General features: G+C 66.6%; 14 protein-coding genes. 9 read left to right on the top strand and 5 right to left on the bottom strand.

Annotation, left to right across the window (positions count from 1 at the left end; all coding sequences use genetic code 11):
- The first annotated feature begins 45 nt into the window (after positions 1-45).
- From LMQ14_RS05660 to LMQ14_RS05645, 4 genes are all read left to right on the top strand, one after another.
- Positions 46-1,998, top strand: a complete 1,953-nt coding sequence (locus tag LMQ14_RS05660; protein ID WP_267733820.1) for a hypothetical protein — start codon at positions 46-48, stop codon at positions 1,996-1,998.
- A 38-nt stretch (positions 1,999-2,036) separates the two neighbouring features.
- The gene (locus LMQ14_RS05655) at positions 2,037-3,446 is read left to right on the top strand and encodes a polysaccharide biosynthesis tyrosine autokinase (RefSeq protein ID WP_267733819.1); all 1,410 of its coding nucleotides are present in this window, start codon (positions 2,037-2,039) and stop codon (positions 3,444-3,446) included.
- Positions 3,443-5,017, top strand: coding sequence for an O-antigen ligase family protein (locus tag LMQ14_RS05650; RefSeq protein WP_267733818.1), 1,575 nt, complete (start codon positions 3,443-3,445; stop codon positions 5,015-5,017). The genes LMQ14_RS05655 and LMQ14_RS05650 overlap by 4 nt, the downstream gene beginning before the upstream one ends.
- 131 nt (positions 5,018-5,148) lie before the next feature.
- On the top strand, positions 5,149-6,069 hold the full coding sequence (locus LMQ14_RS05645; protein ID WP_267733817.1) for a WecB/TagA/CpsF family glycosyltransferase: 921 nt from the start codon (positions 5,149-5,151) through the stop codon (positions 6,067-6,069).
- 18 nt (positions 6,070-6,087) lie between these two features.
- On the opposite strand, the gene LMQ14_RS05640 is transcribed toward LMQ14_RS05645, so the two are convergent.
- Genes LMQ14_RS05640 through LMQ14_RS05630 form a run of 3 tightly spaced genes read right to left on the bottom strand, consistent with a single transcriptional unit; the run spans position 6,088 to position 10,727 of the window.
- Positions 6,088-7,131, bottom strand: a complete 1,044-nt coding sequence (locus LMQ14_RS05640) for a glycosyltransferase family 4 protein (protein ID WP_267735367.1) — start codon at positions 7,129-7,131, stop codon at positions 6,088-6,090.
- Positions 7,132-7,162: 31 nt separating this feature from the next.
- On the bottom strand, positions 7,163-8,809 hold the full coding sequence (locus tag LMQ14_RS05635) for a hypothetical protein (RefSeq protein ID WP_267735366.1): 1,647 nt from the start codon (positions 8,807-8,809) through the stop codon (positions 7,163-7,165).
- A 52-nt stretch (positions 8,810-8,861) separates the two neighbouring features.
- Positions 8,862-10,727, bottom strand: a complete 1,866-nt coding sequence (locus tag LMQ14_RS05630) for a putative bifunctional diguanylate cyclase/phosphodiesterase (RefSeq protein WP_324291131.1) — start codon at positions 10,725-10,727, stop codon at positions 8,862-8,864.
- A gap of 369 nt (positions 10,728-11,096) precedes the next feature.
- Here LMQ14_RS05630 and LMQ14_RS05625 point away from each other — a divergent pair, with 369 nt between their 5' ends.
- The 4 genes from LMQ14_RS05625 (at position 11,097) to LMQ14_RS05610 (ending at position 15,376) form a co-directional block, all read left to right on the top strand.
- A complete protein-coding gene (locus tag LMQ14_RS05625) occupies positions 11,097-11,891 on the top strand; it encodes an FkbM family methyltransferase (RefSeq protein WP_267733815.1) in 795 nt (264 codons plus the stop codon).
- A 121-nt stretch (positions 11,892-12,012) separates the two neighbouring features.
- Positions 12,013-13,182 carry an NAD(P)/FAD-dependent oxidoreductase gene (locus tag LMQ14_RS05620; RefSeq protein ID WP_267733814.1) on the top strand — a complete coding sequence of 390 codons (1,170 nt, stop codon included), beginning with the start codon at positions 12,013-12,015 and terminating at the stop codon, positions 13,180-13,182.
- Positions 13,179-14,075 carry an RNA polymerase sigma-70 factor gene (locus tag LMQ14_RS05615; protein ID WP_267733813.1) on the top strand — a complete coding sequence of 299 codons (897 nt, stop codon included), beginning with the start codon at positions 13,179-13,181 and terminating at the stop codon, positions 14,073-14,075. Before LMQ14_RS05620 ends, LMQ14_RS05615 begins: the two co-directional genes overlap by 4 nt.
- A gap of 50 nt (positions 14,076-14,125) precedes the next feature.
- A complete protein-coding gene (locus LMQ14_RS05610) occupies positions 14,126-15,376 on the top strand; it encodes an aminodeoxychorismate synthase component I (protein ID WP_267733812.1) in 1,251 nt (416 codons plus the stop codon).
- Here the strand turns inward: LMQ14_RS05610 and LMQ14_RS05605 are convergent.
- Positions 15,373-16,353, bottom strand: coding sequence for an IS481 family transposase (locus LMQ14_RS05605; protein ID WP_267733811.1), 981 nt, complete (start codon positions 16,351-16,353; stop codon positions 15,373-15,375). The two genes, LMQ14_RS05610 and LMQ14_RS05605, sit on opposite strands and share 4 nt — an antisense overlap.
- Before the next feature lie 108 nt (positions 16,354-16,461).
- Complete coding sequence (gene rsmI / locus LMQ14_RS05600) at positions 16,462-17,301, bottom strand: 16S rRNA (cytidine(1402)-2'-O)-methyltransferase (protein WP_267733810.1); 840 nt, start codon at positions 17,299-17,301, stop codon at positions 16,462-16,464.
- 25 nt (positions 17,302-17,326) lie between these two features.
- On the opposite strand from rsmI, the gene LMQ14_RS05595 reads away from it, so the two are divergent.
- Positions 17,327-18,883 carry a dolichyl-phosphate-mannose--protein mannosyltransferase gene (locus LMQ14_RS05595; protein WP_267733809.1) on the top strand — a complete coding sequence of 519 codons (1,557 nt, stop codon included), beginning with the start codon at positions 17,327-17,329 and terminating at the stop codon, positions 18,881-18,883.
- The last annotated feature ends 34 nt before the right edge of the window (positions 18,884-18,917 follow it).

Here is an 18,917-nt window from a genome sequence, read left to right as displayed (position 1 = left end):
AACATCGCGCCGAATCGGCGTGACTCGACTGCCTACAATGCAGCGATGAAACGGAGCCTGCCGCGCCGGCTCGGAGCACTTGCCGGGGTCATCGCGATGCTTGTCTTGGTGGCGCCGCCGGCAATGGCGGACCCGCCGCCCAGCGTCGGCGGGGCCCTGATCGAGGCTCCGACCATCCCGCTGCAGAACCTGGGCGCGCAGAGCACGATCGAGTTCTATCCGCACCGCGAGCTCTCGATCACCGGTCTGACGCTTTCGGTGCCCGAAGGACTGACCCCGGCCTCGTTGAACGCGACGCTCGAATTACCGGTCAATCTCCGGTTCGGCAATCTGACGGTGACACAGGACGATCGCACGATCAGTCGGTTGGAGTTGCCGACCAAGGACCAGACGCCGATGGTCATTCCCCTGGCCGGAACGAAGGTCACCGGTAACTCGGTAAGCCTCACCCTGACCGCGACGGTGCTTCCGCTGGAAAACTATTGCTGGGATCCCCTGACGCCGATCCGGCTCGTCAACGGGTCGATCACGTTTGCCGGCGGCGAAGTCGCACCGAAGACCATCGCGGACTTCCTGCCCCCGGTGGTCCGAAAGCTGACCATCGTCGTACCGCCGAAACCGACGCAGCAGGAGACCGACGCGGCGGTGCAATTGGCCGCCGCGCTGGAAGATCGCTACGGAGGGCAGAATCCGCAGATCGCCGTCGAAGCCCTGTACGACCGCGGGAGCACCGCGGTGGATCCGTCGCTCCCCCTGGAACGACAGATCATCATCAGAGAGGGTCCGGACAAGGGCCTTGCGCTGCAGGGCACCACCGGCGTTCCCGCACTAGTCATCTCGGGGACCGGTGACGACCTCACCAACCAGACTCGCCTGCTGACGGATCCTTCGGTGAAGTTCGCATACGGCGCCACCGCGGTTGCCGGGCCGCTGCCCAACAAGCAGAAGCTGGCCGCCGATACCACCACGCTGGAACAGCTGAATCAGACCAACCTCAGCGCGGAGGACCTGTGGCCCGATGTCGGCATCAGCCTGGAACAGACCCGATGGGGCCATTCGCTCGACCACATCCGAGTGCACGTGCTCGGTTCGCACACACCGCTGCCCAACAATTTCGGCGGTGAAGTGCTCGCGTCGGTCGCCGGGCAGACGATCAACCGATGGCCGGCCGAGGCCAACGGCACGATCGATCACTGGGTGGACATTCCGGATCGACTGCTGTCCCGTGCCACCAGCCTCTCGATCAAGGTGCACACCACCGGGGACGCCGGACATTGCGGCGAGTATCTTCCGATCACCCTGAAGATCGACCCCAAGACCGAGGTCCAGACCGGTCGCGCCAATCCGCCCATCCCGAAAGGCTTTCCGTCACTGCCGCAGTCGCTGATGCCGCGGATTGAATTCGGCGTCAGCGACGACATATACAACGACACCGTGCGCGCCGTCCAGATCGCGGTGGGCCTGCAACAGCTGAGCGCGGTGCCGTTGCCGACCAAGGTGACCAGCCTCAAGCAGGCGGTCGACAGCCATGACCCGGCGGTCCTGATCTCTGCGGGCGCCTGGCCGGTCCAGACGATCGCGCTGCCCTTCAACGCAGAAAATGGCAGCATCACGATCGAGGGCTTGGATGCCGGGGGCGAGTCCACCACCCTGACCCTCGATCCATCGGTGCACTTCGGCTCGCTGCAGACCGTGTTCGACGGTCACCGCTCGATCCTGATCGCGACCTCCAACGGGGCTCCCGGGCAACTCGACGAATTGCTGCGGTGGTTGGCCGCGGAGCCGGGCCGGTGGTTCGGGCTGGACGGCCGAATGGTCATCTCCGTCCCGGGCACTGAGCCGATCACGGTTGCCAATCCGCCCAGCGACATCACCGCGAAACCGTCGACGCAGGAAGACGACTACACGTGGGTGTGGTGGGTCGCCGGCGTTTGGGTGGTGGTTGCCGCTATCGGCGGCGGCGTGCTGTTCTACCGGGCCCGCAGAAACTCAGTCTGAAAAGTATGCCCTGGTAGGGCATAGAGAGGTATCACCCGATGGATTTCCGCACCTTTGCCCGGACGCTGACCGTCCACTGGAAGCTGTTGGTCGGCGCGTTACTGGCCTGTCTCGCCGGCGCAGCGGCGATCACGATGTTCCAGACGAAGGCCTACGAGTCGTCGGCCACCGTGCTGATCTCCTTTCCCGGTCAGACCGACCCGTCCCAGCTGTACTACGGCACGCAAGCCGCACAGGATCGGCTGCCGTCGTACGCGGCGATTGCCGGAGGGCGCTCGATAGCAGAGCGCGCGGTCGCGCATTACGACCTCCCGATCAGCGCCGAGGCCCTGGTCAGCAAGACCAATGTCCAGTACATCCCGAAGTCGTTGATGTTCACCATCACCGTCACCGACACCGATCCGAATCGGGCGGCGGCGCTGACGAAGGGGATGGCCGACGAGTTCGTCGAGGTCGTCGGGACGTTGGGCGTGAATCCGAAAGGGACGCTCCCGCCGCCGCCGACCGCCGACGGCCAACCTGCGCCGCAACCCCAGACGATCGAGGCAATCCCGACCAGGGCGACGGTGGTCGAGCCGGCCCGTGCATCGCGCCACCCGATCAGCCCGGTGCCAACGCGCAACATGGCGCTGGGGCTGGTGGCCGGCGTGCTCCTCGGCGTCGGGGTGGCGTTGACCCGCGAGGCCACCGATCACACCTTTCGCGATCGCGAGAAGCTGGAACGGCTTTCCAAGCTGCCGACATTGGCCGAGCTGCCCGGAAAACGCGGCACCGCACCACGATTCGGCACCGACATCTCATTCGACGATGCGGTCCGAGGCCTGCGCGCACGTCTGCTCAGGGCGGCCGGACCCGGAGTAAGCCGGCTGGTGGTCACGGCACCCTTCGGCGGCGAGGGAACCACGACCACGGCGCTGAACCTGGCGAAGGCATCCGCCGAAGCCGGCGAGGATGTCCTGCTCGTCGAGGGCGACACCCGTCGGCCGGTGATCGCCGGCTTGCTCAAGGTCGAATCGGGCGAAGGACTGGCCAGCGCACTGGCCAACCCCGAAATCGCGGTCGAAGTTGTCAAGCCGACCCCGATTGCCAAGCTGTTCATGCTTGCGCCACGCGCAGCCCGCCGGGACACCCTGCCCTGCAGCGCGTACCCACCGGAGGTGCTGGACAACGTGATGCAGGAGCTCTCGGCCACGTTTACCCGGACGGTAGTCGACGGCCCGCCGGTGCTGGCGACGGCCGACTCGGGCATGCTGGCCGGCGCCGTACACGCCACGGTGTTGGTAGTCCGGGCGCGGCGCACCACCGAGGAAGAACTTGCCGACGCCTTGACCGCGCTGAACGCGGCCGGGGCCCGCGTCATCGGCACGGTGCTGACCGACGCCAAAGTCGCCCGCCACACCAGGGCTGCCGCCCGGAGCTACCGGGCGAAGCTCGGCGGATCGGCGTGATCCGGTACCTCCGATATCGCCACCGCCTGGTGTTGGCCGCGGTGGTCGTGGCGATGTTCCTGTTTGGGTGTTTCGCCTTCGGTGTGGCCTCGGTTCGTGACCCGTACGAAGGTGCCGTGCTGGTCGGCGCGATGTTCAGCCTGGTCGTGTACTGGGCACGACCCGAGGCGATGGTGTGGATCGCGTTGTTCTACACCTTCGGCGCGCTGCCCATTGGTTTGTATATCGGCAAGGTCGTCGGCCCGACGACAATCTACGTCTGGCACGTCGTGGTGTTATTAGCGATCTTGTACCTGATCCAACTGGTGCGACCGCAGTTCTCGGATTACATACCGCCGGGCATCTTCGTGTTGACGGTGCTGTTTTTCACCGGGGTCGGGTTCGCGGATGGGCACTCCCCCGAGGCGATACTCCACGAAATGACCTGCCTGTTCGAGATGGTCGCGGGGTACCTGCTGGCACTGCTGATCGTCTACGGCAATTACATCAAGGGGGCGACGCAGACGCTCGTGTTGACGCTGTGGGTTTCGGCGGCGATGGCCATCGTGAGCTCGTCGTTGGGGCTGCGCCTGACCGGCCGTTTTGAAACCATCGGCGAGTCGACCACCGGCGGCTCAGTCACCCGCTTGATCATCCCCACCACGGCGCCGGCCGTCGCAGTGCTGGCCGCGCTGGTCGCCGCCCAGGTGCTCGGCCGGGTCAGGCCCGCGACGTTTTTCGCGATGGGCGTGCCCTCATTGATCATTTCGTTGCTGGCTTTTTCGCGCGGCACCCTGATCGCGATCGCAGTGGCCGCCGTCGTCGCGTTCTTTGCCAACCCGGGCTGGCAGGCGCTGCGGCGCTCGGCCAGCTTTGCCGTCACCAGCGTGGTCGTGTTGGCGGCCATGGTGCCGGGGGCGCTGTTCCTGCTGCAACATTCGAAGGCCGGAGAATGGCTGGGCCATCAGTTCGCCGGCTTCAGCTACCGCGTCCTCGGCGGCGTTAAGGCCAGTTCGCTCGCCGTGGACGACTCGACGAAGTACCGGCTGGTCGAAAACGCCGACCTGACCCGTGAAATTGCCAAAGCACCCGTGTTCGGCCATGGAATCGGCTACGCCTACCGACTGCCCTTCGGAGACGAGGGCTCGGGGAGCGACCAGTTCGGGTTCGACAGCTTCACCGTGCTGCTGGGCACCACCTACGCACACAACTTCTATCTGTGGTGGCTCGTCAAGGCCGGGGCGGTGGGCATGGCGGCGTTCGCGTGGTTTGCACTCCGGCCGGTGATCCGGGCGCTGCGCACCGCGTCGAAGCCGGCGAAGATCGCCGGTGCCGTCAGCGCTGGCCTGCTGGTTTTGAACATTATCGGTCCAAACATCGAAGACACCCCCGATTCCGTGGTGTTCGGTATGGTGCTCGGTTCGGCGATGGGGTTCGCCAACGTGGCGCGTAGGCGGCCGGATGAACCCGTCAGCGCCGATCTTGATGACGGCACCGCCGCCGACAGCGCGATAACCGAGCCGATCCCGCTGCTGGTAGGAGGCCCGGCCGTGGTTGCCGCGACGCCCAAGCACGCCTCACGGTCACTCTGACGCCGATTTCATACCGCGGGTACTGCGCCGCCCCGACGCGAATTCCTCTCTGACCGAGGTCGCAAGTTATTACCTAACTCACAGTCTGTTTCTGTAGTAAGTGCATACCTATGGCATGTATTATCTCTTCTATGCAGGCTTTCAGTTCGGCCCCCGTCACGATCCTCGACGTCATTCGTCTCGAGGACACCGCTGGGCAGTACGGCGAAACCCTCACCCTGCCGCAGTTTGCAGCGGTCACGCCCCTCGCGCCGGCGAAAGTCGCACCGACCACGCACGACCGCGAAGTGACGACCGAAATCATCAACAGCATCACCCTGGTCCACGACCACGACGACGCCGACGACCTGATTCGGGAGTGCCTCGCTTCCCCCACCAGTCGGATCATCTCTTTCGTCAATGCGCACGCCTTCAACCTGTGCAACCGGCACCCCGAGTTTGCCGACGCCCTGCTGCGGTCGGACGTCATTTTGCGTGACGGCATCGGCATGCAGTTGCTCTTCCAGGCGTTGAACATCGACGCCGGGCTGAACATGAACGGCACCGACTTCATCCCGCGCCTGCTGGACAGCGCCAAAGGCCAGACGGTCGGGATCCTGGGCACCGCCGACCCGTACCTGTCCACCGCGGTCGACCAGCTCACCCAGGCCGGCCACAACGTGATCGTGAGCAAGGACGGTTTCCAGGACGAGGCGACGTACCTGGCACTGGTCGAGCAGCACCGCCCGAGGATCATCGTCCTCGGGATGGGCATGCCCAAGCAGGAACTCGTCGCCGCATACCTGAAGGACAACGTCACCTACAACCCGCTGATCATCAATGCGGGTGCGCTGATCGACTTCATCGGCGGCAAGGCCAAGCGGGCCCCGATGTGGATGCGCCGGGCTCACCTGGAGTGGGCCTTCCGCCTGCTGAACGAGCCGACGCGGCTGTTTCACCGGTACGTCACGGGCAATGTGGTGTTCCTGAGCCGAATCAACCGGATCCGCAACACCTACGTCCCGGCGTTCGACGAGCCGCTGGAACTAGGCCTCAACGACATCGCGGTCTGATCCCGCGGCGCGTCTCGGTCAGCGCCGACTACCCGCCGCCTCGGTGAGCACGCCCAACAAGCGATCCGCAACGCAGTCGACGGTGCATCGCTGCGCGTAGTGAGCCGCCGCCGCCGCTCCGCGCTGCGCCGCGATGACCGGATCGGCGAGCTCGTCGAATGCGGTAACCAGCCCGGCGACATCATCGACACCAACCGCCGGGCAGCCCGGCGGTTGGTATTCGGGCAGGCCGCCCGCCATGGACACGATCGGTGTGACGCCCAGCTGCATCGACAGCACCTGCACCCCGCTCTGCGAAGCGCGCCGGTAATGCGCGATCGAGCCCTTCGCGGCGGCCAGCGTCGCAACGATGTCGGAATAGCGGTAACTGCCGGTGCGTCGCCGTGCATGTTCGGGCAGCGTGCCCGGATCAAATGATCCGTCACCGATGAGCACCAGGTCGTCACCGCGCCAGCCGCCGCCGGCCACGTGTTGATGCCAAGCGTCGAGGACCAGCTCGATGTTCTTGTAGGGGTGCAGCCGCCCGATCATCACGAAGTCGCGGCGTCCGTCGGGATCCACCAGCGGGGGAACCAGAACCGGATCGAGGTCGCTGGTCAGTGGCAACACGTGAACGCGGGTACCGAGCACGTCATGCCGGTCGGCGATGGCCGCCGCGACATAGTCGCTGTAGGCAACCGTGGCCGCCGAGTGGGCGCCCCAACGGTCGAATACCGCGCGCTCGTACGCCGGCCGTTCTTCGATCGCATCGTGGGGACGGTCGTCGTGCACCAGCTGAACGCGCGGAACCCGCCCGGCCAACGCGATCCACCGTGGATCGCGAACCAGCTCGGCGACGACGACGTCGGGCCGAAACTTGCGAATGCGCCGCCATGCCGCGACGCTCGCGGGCCAGGTCGCCGGCGTGCGAAACCGCGGATCGAGCACCAACTCGTAATCGCGGGGCGTGTCGGACTCCGGGTGCAGGTCACAGGTCACCAACAACACGTCGGCGCCGCGCCGTTGCAACGCCTCCGCCTGGACGCGCGCCAACGGCCGCATCCAGGGCGAAAGCCACAGCACCCGAAGGCCCGCGCCTGGGGAGTTCGACACGCTACTTACCCAGGTCGGAGATCAGTGAGTCGCGCGGAACATCCAGTGTCGCAATCGGATACAACCCTGAGTTGTCCCGGCCATCGCGCGCCAGCTGCATGGGCGGATAGTTCACCAGGTGCGTCGCGTCCGGCTTGTGCTGCTGCCACTCGACGGATGCGCGCACCGTGTAGTGCCCCGGCGCCAAGCCACCCAAGTCGACGTGAACCGTCTCGGTGGCCGACGTCGGCACCGCCTGCTCGCGCGATTGGCTGGTGTCGTCGGACACCAGCGATTTGAGGTTGACCGTTGCCGGGATCGTCCGCACCACGGTTCCGGTGAAATCCACGAGCTTGTAACTCGGCACCCAATTCTCGGTGGCGGCCGCGGCTCCGTAATTCGTCCATACCGCCAAGATGGTCGCCACCTTGCCCTGCTGCGATTGCGATCCGGAGCGGGCCTCGACCGAATACCGATAGCCGGCGGACGCGTTGGCCTGAGCCCACAGCACGTACAGCTTGGGGTCCATTGCCGAATTCGATTCCCGGTCAGGGAAATTGAAGCTCGACGTCATCGACACGTGGTATCTGACAACGTCGTGCAGACCTTTTTCGTAATAGGTCCGGGGGTTGGTCCCGCTGGGCAGCTGGCACCATTCGGTGATCAGCAGCGCCGAGGACAAGCGCTGCTTGATCGCATTGACGACCGCATCGTTGGACCGCACGTATTGCGAGTCGTTGGACTCGGCCCACGTTGGCAACGGCGAGTAGACACCGAGACAGTCCGCGCGGATACCGACCGGCGCCGACAGCTTCTTGGTGACGTCGTCGGCGAGCAGTTCGCGCACGATCTCCGGATTATCCGGCGCGGTCACCAATTGGGTATGCGGAAAGGCGTTCACGTTCGCGGCGACCAGCTGTTTGATCGACGCGGTGGTGATGCTCTGATCACGAAACTGGCTGTAATAGCCCAGCTTTGCGACGCTGCTGTCGGGGTCGGGGCCCGGCGCGCCGAGCACGTCGCGCAAATACGCGATGTGGTTCTCGCTGAAATCCCCGTAGCCGGAAAACTCGAACACACTCAGCCGCTCATCACGGTCGTAGCGCCTGCCGAGCGCAGCAAGCAGATCCTGAAATGCGCTTAAGTAGTTGGGATCGTTCCAGTTCGGCACCACCTGCATCACCCCGGCCGCCGGACCAGTCGGTGGATTGGGGTAGTTGGTCGTAGCGCCCGGCAGCGCGCGCACCCAGTCGGGAACGCTGATGTTCGTGTTGTTCGGATACGAGTCGTCGCAGCACGAGCTGTAGGCCATCACCCGAAGCGTCATCCGCATGCCGCGATCGCCCAGCTTGGCCAGCACATCGTCGATCGCACTGAAATCGTACTTGCGATCGTCGGGAGCATCGGGTGGCAACGTGTGCGGGTCGACGGGCTGGATCTGGCGCCACGAAACACGCAGGCTCGCATCGTTCGACGCCGGCCAAGCCGGATACCGCTGCTGTGCCGGATTGCCTTGTGGGAAAAGCGGTTGCAACAGGTCTTCGTACTGGCCGCGCAGCGGGTTGGGGATCTCCTGCGTGTTCGACGGGATGGCCGGGCTGACCATCGCGCTCATCGGACCGCTCTGCTTCTGACCGCCACAGCCGTTGAGTACCAACATTGCGAACATGGCAATAGCCAGTGCTTTCTTGCTAATTTTTTCGACCATTCTCTTTCTTGAGTTAAATCACGCCGAGTGACAGCGCCTCGCGATCGGCGAGGAATGGCATCGGCATCCAGCGTGCCGACAACAATGCCTCCATCGCATCGCCGGGGACGGGTCTCGACAACAAGAACCCTTGCGCGCGGTGGCACCCGTGCTGCATCAAAGTGAGTGCGGCAGCGGGTGTCTCGACTCCCTCGGCTACGACTTGCAGACCGAATGCCTCGGCGAGCCCGATGATCGCGCGAACGATGGCCAGGTCGCCGGCGTTGGTCCCCAAGTCGCGCACGAATCCGGCATCGATCTTCAGCATGTCGACCGGCAGCGACTTCAGGTGCGACAGCACCGCATAACCGGTACCGAAGTCGTCGATCGCCAACTGCACACCGACCTCTTTGAGCTCCGCGAGGGTATTGCGGGTGGTTTCGATGTCGTGCACGACGGCGCGCTCGGTGATCTCCAGGCACAACGATGCGGCGTCGATGCCGAACTCTTCGATCGTCTCCGCGACGCTGCGAACGAAGCCGCGGGTGATCAGCTGCACGGGTGACACATTGATGCGCAAGACCGCGCCCTGCCCCACGCCGTTGGCACGCCACCGGCTGAACTCCGCGCAGGCGGTGCGCATCACCCAGCGGCCCAGCTCGCCGGCCAGGTTCGTCGATTCGGCCACCCCGATGAAGGCGTCGGGCAGCAGCAGGCCCCAGATCGGGTGCCGCCAGCGGACCAGCGCCTCGGCGGCCACCACCGCGCCGGTCCACAAGTCGACCTCGGGCAGATAGTGCAGCAGCAGCGCCTCGTTGCCGATATCGCCCTGCAGATGCAACTCAATGTCGTTGCGGAAGGCGCTTTTCAACGACATGTCGTCGGTGAAAACCGCGATCTGGTTGCCGCCGGCGCGCTTGGCGGTCAGCACCGCTTCGTCGGCGCGGCGCAACAAGGCGGTGCAGTTGTCGCGCTCCGGCATCCCGACCGCCAGTCCGATGCTCACGGTGCGGCTGATCATGTGCCCGCCGATGGCCAGGCGCTCGCAGAGCATTTTCGACAAGCGACGGGCGAACGACTCCGCGGTCTCCGGCGACATCGACTGCTCGGGCACGACGACGAACTCGTCGCCACCCAGCCGGGCGATCATGGCCTGACTTCCGGCGCAGACCTGAATGCGTTGCGCGAAGACCCTGATGAACCAGTCGCCCGCGGTATGGCCCAAATAGTCGTTGATCGGCTTCAACCGGTCGAGGTCGAGATACAGCACCGCAACGGGTCCCGGCTTTCCGACAGCGAGCCGTTCGGACAAGTGCGCGACCAGCGCCCGACGGTTGTACAGACCGGTCAGATCGTCATGCTCGGCCAGATAGCGAAGCTTCTCCTCCGCCGCGATACGGGCTTGCAGCTGCGCGAACAGGGCCGCGACCACCTCAAGCGTATTGATCTCGGCTTGCTTCCATTTCCGGACGCCGAATTTGACGAACCCGAGCAAACCGGTGGTCACCTCGCCCGATACCAGGGGCGCCACCGCCACCGAGGGAGCCGCAGGTTGCTGGGGTCGCGCCAGCGGACGCCACCAGGAGCGGCGGGGCTGACCGGGCGATATCAGCACCGGTTTCCTGCCTTGCTCGCATTGGGCGAGCAGGGCGTCCTCGCTTTTTTGGGCAACGGCCATCGGATCCGGATCCGGAAGCTCGATGCGCGGCGGCCACTCCGCGATCAGCACCGAGGCGCGGGAAATCTCGTCGCGGTGCCGCAGGAAACTGGCGTCAAGACCGAACTGCTCGACCAGCTGCGCGAGGACCTTTTCGCTTACCTGAGTCGCCGTGGACGCCGTTGCCTCCATCAGCTGAGCTGCCACGGAGGTGACGACCAAGTCCAGGCTGCTGCGTGGCACGGGCTCCTCCGATACGGGGCTCATGTCCCAGCTGGGCGCCTAGCCCAAGCAGGCGGTCGTCTTCAGGCTTGCCTCTTTCAATGCACGCCAAATGCGCACTGGCGAACTCCATAATCCGCGGCTTGTCTGGCTGAAATCTCGGCCGGTGGCAGGCCACGAATTGGCGTTAGCGCAGCTTAACACGCAGCACTCGGACCAGGCGGGATCTCAACGCCATCCTCAACGCGCTCCGGACGAGAGTCCCGCAAACGTTCGCGCGCAGCGGCGTCAACTACGCTGTGACTCTTGAAACGCACCGCTCGCGACCAGCTGCATCCGGCTCTGCCGAGCTAGCGATCCCCGGGAAACACACCGCTGGAGGCACCGAAGATGCCCGTCGCACGTTCGGCCAGACAATGGCTCGCCCCGACGGTAAAGGCTGTCGCACCACGCCTGTTCTGGCGCCGGAAATACCGCATTCTGCAACAGCTGGGAGAAACCCGCGCGGACGTGCGGTTGGTCGCGTCGCTGTGTGACCCCAACCGCATCTCTTTGGACATCGGGGCCGATGTAGGCGAATTCACGATCGGGATGCTCGCGACGTCGCGATCGGTGATCTCGTTCGAACCACGGCCCGCCCAGGCCCGCGATCTGACGTCGATGTTCGACGCGGTCGGCGTTCCGGTCAAGGTGGAAGCGGTGGCGCTGTCGGACAAGCCTGGCGTGACGACCATGCGAGTGGTCGAGTCGGAGCCGGGGCGCAGCACGATCGACACCGACAACGTACTGGGCGACGTGGACGGCGGCGCCGTCCAGAGCATCGACGTGCCGGTCAAGCGCCTCGACGATCTGCACCTGGACGGCGTCGGCCTGATCAAGATCGACGTGGAGGGCCACGAACTGGCGGTGTTGCTCGGCGCCACAGACACACTCGTGCGCAACCAGCCGGCGCTGGTGGTGGAAGCCGAAGAACGTCATCACCCCAATGCCGTTGCCGACATCACCAAGCTGCTGGCCGGGCTCGGCTACGCGGGCTACTTCGATCTCGACGGGAGTCGGCGGCCGATCGAAGAATTCAACCCCACCCACCATCAGAACCCGGCCAGCATCAGCAGCGGCGAGGACGGCTGGGTAGCCGACGGCGGCTACGTCAATAACTTCGTGTTCCTGCCCAACGGGGTGTGAGCGGCAGCTCCGCCCGATTGGCCCATCCGGTGATGCAGCTCACAATTACGGGCCGAACTGTCACGCCTGGCCGTCCTGCGGTGTCTCAAGGGCACAAGTCCCAAGAGAGTAGGAGACAGCAATGACTAAGAACACTCACGTCGTGGTCATCGGCGGCGGATACGCCGGCACCCTGGCGGCCAATCGCCTGCGGCAGCGACCGGACCTCGAGATCACGCTGGTGAATCCCCGTCCGGTCTTCGTCGAGCGAATCCGCTTGCACCAGTTGGTCGCCGACACCGGCGCCGCGACCGCCGACTACGGATCGCTGCTGGGCGACGGAATCCAGCTGGTCGTCGACGCCGTCGAGCGGATCGACGCCGCTGCCCAGCGCCTGGTGCTGACCTCCGGCACCGCGCTGGACTACGACTACCTGATCTACGCCGTCGGCAGCACAGGCGCGGTGCCCGCGACGCCCGGTGCCGCCGAGTTCGCCCATTCGATCTCCGACCTGGAAAGCGCGCAGCGGCTGCGCTACGCGCTCGCCGACCTGCCGATGGCCGCGCCCGTCACCGTGGTCGGCGGTGGATTGACCGGCATCGAAACGGCCTCCGAGCTGGCCGAGCAGGGCCGCCCGGTGACCCTGGTGTGCGGTGGCACGCTCGGGACGTCGCTGAGCAAGCGGGGCCGGCGGTCGGTGGCCAAGCAGCTGCGCCAGCTCGAGGTCACCGTCCTGGAATCCGTCGCCGCCAGCGAGGTCCGCTGGGACAGCGTGGTGCTCAGCGACGGCGCGGTGCTGCCCAGCGGGGCGACCGTGTGGACGGCCGGGTTCGCCGTGCCGGATCTGGCCGCCCGCAGCGGGTTGCGCACCGACGAGCGGGGCCGGCTGCTCACCGACGAGACGCTGACCAGCGTCGACGACGATCGCATCGTCGCCGCCGGTGACGCCGCCGCGCCGTCGGGTCAGCCGTTGCGGATGAGCTGCCAGGCCGCCGAGCCGTTGGGCGCCCAGGCCGCCGAAACCGTGCTCGCCCGCATTGCCGGGGACACCCCCGCGGCGCTCAACCAGGCGTTCGTCGGCCAGTGCATCAGCATCGGCCGCACCCGCGGCACCCTGCAGTTCGCGCGCACCGACGACACCCCGGTGAACATGTCCCTCGGCGGGCGAACCACCGCAGCGATCAAGGAAAGGATCTGCCGGGGCACGCTGTGGGCCATCCGGCGCGAGGCCGCCAAACCGGGCTCGTACTTTTGGCTCAAGGGCGGCAGCCGGCCGACCGAATCCGCCGACGAGCAGGTCGCGATCAAATGATCGCGACCGGCGAGCACGCGGAACGGTTCACGCTGCTGCGCCCGTTGCTGTTCACCATTGCCTACGAAATTCTCGGCTCGGCCACCGAGTCCGACGACGTATTGCAGGACAGCTATCTGCGGTGGGCGGACGTCGACCTGTCGACGGTGCACGACACCAAGTCGTATCTGGCCCAGCTGGTGACCCGCCAGGCGCTCAACGCGTTGCGGGCCGGCGCCCGTCGCCGCGAAGAGTACGTGGGGCCGTGGCTGCCCGAACCGCTGCTGCTCGACGACCAGGATCCGTCAACCGATGTCGTTCTGGCGGAATCGGTTTCGATGGCCATGCTGGTGCTGTTGGAGACGCTGAGCCCCGACGAGCGCGCGGTGTTCGTGCTGCGCGAGGTGTTCGGTTTCGACTACGGCGAGATCGCCGACGCGGTGGGCAAGCCGGCGCCGACGGTCCGCCAGGTCGCCCACCGGGCCCGCGAACACGTCCGGGCGCGCCGCAAGCGCTTCGACCACGTCGACCCGGAGCGCAACGCCGCGATCACCGCCCAGTTCCTGGCCACCGCGGCCAGCGGCGACGTGGAGGCGCTGATGGCGATGCTCGCGCCGGATGCGACCTGGATGGCCGACAGTGGCGGCAAGGTGTCCGCGGCCCGGCGGCCGGTGGTGGGCGCGGACAAGGTGGCCCGGGCCATCACCGGGCTGGTGCGCAAGGCCGGCACCGGAATGCGCGTCGAGCTGGTGACCTGCAACAGTGCCCCGGCGGTGTTGTTCTACCTCGACGACGAGCTCGCGATGGTGGTCACACTCGAGATCGCCGACGCCTTGATCACCAACTTCTACGTGATGCGAAACCCCGACAAGCTGGCGGCCCTCGCGACCGCGCGCGACATCAGCCGCGGCTGAGCTCCGGAGGTCTGGGGTGCGAATATTCACCCTTCTGTCAAGCTAGGGCAGTGCGAATTGACCGGCTCGGCAACCTCGGCGAGGCACCCGGTGTGCTGCGCGCGATCGGTGATGCCGCCCGCCGGCTCGGGTTGCCACCGCCGGCGGCGCTGACCGGCGAGTGGTTCGGCGCGCTGGCGGTCATCGCGCCGAGCCTGGCGGTGCGTCCGGTGGATCCGGCCGACGCGTTCGCTGTCGCGCTGGGCTCGCAGACCGAGCAGTCCGTAGTCGGTGGCGGCTGGGTCGGTTACCTGTCGTATCCGGACGCCGGCGCCGACGGGCGCCCGCATCGCATCCCCGAGGCCGCCGGCGGCTGGACCGACTGCGTGCTGCGCCGCGACCGGGACGGACAGTGGTGGTACGAGAGCCTGTCCGGGGCACCGATGCCCGGGTGGCTGACCGCCGCGCTGGCCGCGACGCCGGGGCCGGCGCGCGAGTGCCGGATCGAGTGGGACGTCGCCGACCGCGCGGCGCACCGCGGCGCGGTGCTGGCCTGCCTGGAGGCGATTCGCGCCGGCGAGGTCTACCAGGCGTGCGTGTGTACCCGGTTCACCGGGACGGTCACCGGGTCCTCGCTGGACTTCTTCGTCGACGGCATCGCGCGCACGTCGCCGGCGCGCGCGGCCTATGTCGCCGGCCCCTTCGGTGCGGTCGCGTCGCTGTCGCCCGAACTGTTCCTGCGCCGCCACGGCGCGGTCGTGATGTCGAGCCCGATCAAGGGGACCCTGCCGCTGGACGCCTGGCCGTCGGCGCTGCGCGCCTCGCCCAAAGAGGTGGCCGAGAACATCATGATCGTCGACCTGGTGCGCAATGACCTCGGTCGAGTGGCGGTCACCGGCACGGTCAAAGTGCCCGAGCTGCTGGTCGTGCGCCGCGCGCCCGGGGTGTGGCATCTGGTGTCGACGGTGTCGGCGCAGGTGCCCGTCGAGCTGCCCATGTCAGCACTGCTGGACGCCGCCTTCCCGCCCGCCTCGGTCACCGGCACCCCCAAACACCGTGCCCGCCAATTGATTTCGCAGTGGGAATCGCCTCATCGCGGAATATATTGCGGCACAGTCGGTTTGGCGTCACCGATCGCCGGATGCGAGCTCAACGTCGCGATCCGCACCGTGGAGTTCGACGCCGCCGGCGCCGCGGTGCTGGGCGTCGGCGGCGGGATCACCGCCGATTCGAACCCCGACGCCGAATGGGAGGAATGCCTGCACAAAGCCGCCCCCGTCGTCGGGGTGCCGTGCACGACACCCGCGGCGTCGGTCGGCTAGTTGTACTGCCCTGAGAGGTTAGGTACGCGGCTAGCGGGTGGTTGGCCGCCGAGTGCGGTGTGGCCGCGGTGGTGATTGTAGTTGTGGAGCCAGTCGGTGAAGGCGGCGCAGCGTTCAGTGTCGGTGCGGTAGGGGCGGGCGTAGGCCCATTCGTCGGCCAGGGTGCGGTGGTATCTCTCCACTTTTCCGTTCGTCTGTGGCCGGTAGGGGCGAGTCCATTTGTGGGTCACTGGTCCTAGGGCGTGGGCAAAAGGTGTTGAGCGGTAACACCCACCGCGGTCCGTCAAAACAGCGCTCACGGTAATGCCGGCTTCAGCGAACCAGGCCTGGGCGCGTAGCCAAAAGGCCGCCGCGGTCTCTTTGCGTTCATTGGCTAGCAATTCGGTGTAGGCCAGGCGGGAGTGGTCGTCGAGAGCGGTGTGCAGGTAGTGATAGCCGATCACGGGGTGATTGTTGCGACGAATGGGTGTGTGGGCCAGGGAGTTTCGTTTGCCGATGCTGCGCCCGTGGATGCGCCAGCCACCGCCATCAGGGATCTTGCCCAGTTTCTTGACATCAAGGTGCACGAGGTCACCGGGCCGTCGATGTTCGTAGCGTCTGATGACCCGGCCGGTAGCTCGGTCCAGCCAGCACAGTTTGGCCAGCCCGTAGCGGGTCAAAACCCGATGCACCGTCGAAACGTTCAGGCCCAGCAGGTAAGCGATCCGAGCCGGTCCCCACCGGCGGATCACGCGGACCTTGATGATCCGCCGCTCGGTGCGTGGCGGCGTCCGATGCGGACTGCGGTGGGGTCGTGAACTGCGATCGGCCATCCCGGCCTCGCCCAATTCCCGGTAGCGGCTAGCCCACCGGGCTGCAGTGGTGGCCGATACCTGGAACCGTTCGGCTGCCCGCCGCAACGGCCAACCGTTCTCAACGACGCAACGAGCCAGCCGCAGCCGACCGGTTTCTGACAAAGGGGCATTACGGTGGGACACGAAGACCTCCGAGGTGAGCAGTGCGTTCCTTAGACAGCTCGCACTTCACCCGGAGGTCTTCGTCATGTCACCACGCCACGCCGTCACCAACGTCCGTGGTCAGTACAGCTAGTCGTCGCGCCGCGCCGCCAGCACCTCGTCGTACAGCTGGCGCGAGCGCACGCCCGGATGGGCCGCGGCCACCTCGTTGCAGGCATCCTTCACTCGAACCCCGTCGGCAACCAGGCCTTTCACCTGAGCCAGCAGAGACGCCACGTCGGCGGGCGGGCTCGCGCCGGCCAACACGACCGTGATCTCGCCCAGCACGCCGTCGGCCGCCCAGGCCGCCAACTCCTCGAGCGTCCCGCGCACCACTTCCTCGTGCACCTTGGTCAGCTCCCGGCAGATCGCCGCCCGGCGGCCACCGCCAAGCTGCTCCACGGCATCGACCAGACACGCCGCCAGCCGGCGCGGCGACTCGAAGAACACGCAGCTGCGCCGCTCGTCGGCCAGCGAGGCCAGCCAGGTTTTGCGCGCCCCGCTCTTGCGCGGCGCGAATCCCTCGAAGCAGAACTTCTCCGACGGCAGACCGGAAACAGCCAGCGCGGTCGTCACCGCGGACGGCCCGGGCAAGCAGGTCACCGGGACGCCGGCTTCGACACACGCCACGACCATCCGGTAGCCGGGGTCGCTGATCAGCGGCATTCCCGCGTCGCTGACCACCAGCACCGTCGCACCGGCTTTGATCTCGTCGACCAGCGCGGGCACCCGCGTGGCCTCGACCTGATCGAACATGCTGACCACCCGGCCGGTGATGGCAACGCCGAGGGCTTTGGCCAGCGTTCGCACCCGCCGGGTGTCCTCGGCCGCCACCACGTCGGCGTCGCCCAGCGCCTTGATCAGCCGCGGCGAGGCATCCGACGGCTGGCCCAGCGGGGTCGCACCGAGCAATAGGCGACCGTGGGACATGACGGACAGCCTACGATCGACACCGATGTCTGCCCCGCCCAGCGAAGCCTCCGTCACGGTGGACGAGCGCGTCGTGCCCGTCGTCAGCCCGGGGCCGTTGATTCCGGTCGCGGATTTCGGGCCGGTCGACACCATCCGCGGCTGGGTGGTCACCGGCATCATCGCCCTGCTCGCGACCATCACCCGATTCGTCAACCTGGGCTCGCCGACCGACGCCGGCACCCCCATCTTCGACGAGAAGCACTACGCGCCGCAGGCCTGGCAGGCGCTGCACAACCACGGCGTGGAGGACAACCCCGGGTTCGGTCTGGTGGTGCACCCACCGGTCGGCAAGCAGCTGATCGCGGTCGGCGAGGCGATCTTCGGCTACGACGGGGTGGGCTGGCGGTTCACCGGCGCGCTGCTTGGTGTGGTGATGGTGACGCTGGTGATGCGGATCGTGCGCCGGATCAGCCGCTCCACGCTGGTGGGCGCGATCGCCGGGGTGCTGTGCATCTGCGACGGCGTCAGCTTCGTCGCCTCCCGCACCGCGCTGCTCGACGGCATCCTCGTTTTCTTCGTGGTCGCGGCATTCGGCGCGCTGATCGTCGACCGCGACGAGGTGCGCCGCCGAATGCACGTCGCGCTGCTCGAAGGCCGCAACACCGCAACCGAGTGGGGCCCGCGGTTGGGTGTGCGCTGGTGGCGGTTTCTGGCCGGCGTCCTGCTCGGATTGGCTTGCGGGACAAAGTGGTCCGGCCTCTACTTCGTGGTGTTCTTCGGCGCGATGTCGCTGGCGTTCGACGTGGCCGCGCGGCGGCAGTATCAGGTGAACAGGCCCTGGCTGGGAACGCTGCGGCGCGACCTGGTCCCCACGGCCTACGCGATCGGCATCATCCCGATCGCGGTGTACCTGGCCAGCTATGCGCCGTGGTTCGCGTCGGAGACCGCGATCGACCGGCACGAGGTGGGCCAGACGATCGGTCCCTCATCGGTGCTGCCCATCCCCGATGCGCTGCGCTCGCTGTGGCACTACAGCGCGAAGGCGCTGGAATTCCATGCGGGCCTGACCAATTCGGCGGGCAACTACCACCCGTGGGAATCCAAGCCGTGGAGCTGGCCGATGTCGTTGCGGCCGGTGCTCTATGCGATCGATCAGCAGAACGTCACCGGCTGCGGGGCCCAGTCGTGCGTCAAGGCGGAGATGCTGGTCGGCACGCCCGCGATGTGGTGGCTAGGGGTGCCGGTGCTGTTGTACGCCTTGTGGCGATCGGCCATCCGGCGCGACTGGCGCTACGCCGTCGTACTCGTCGGCTACTGCGCCGGATGGCTGCCGTGGTTCGCCGACATCGACCGGCAGATGTACTTCTTCTACGCGGCGACCATGGCGCCGTTCTTAGTGATGGCCATCGCGCTGATCTGCGGCGACATTCTCTATCGCCCGAACCAGACCTCAGAACGCCGGACGCTGGGACTCATCGTGGTGTCCAGCTACGTCGCCCTGGTGGTGACCAACTTCGCCTGGCTGTTCCCGGTGCTCACCGGTCTGCCCATCTCGCAGCAGACCTGGGACATGGAGATCTGGCTGCCCAGCTGGCGCTAGCTTTTGCGTCGAGATTGCCGCTATGGCTGTGATT

The sequence above is a fragment of the Mycobacterium sp. Aquia_213 genome (genome assembly GCF_026625985.1).
In the GTDB taxonomy this organism is placed as follows: Bacteria; Actinomycetota; Actinomycetes; order Mycobacteriales; family Mycobacteriaceae; genus Mycobacterium.
Note: the sequence above shows the minus strand (reverse complement) of the source record. Positions and strands in the feature narration are given on the sequence as shown.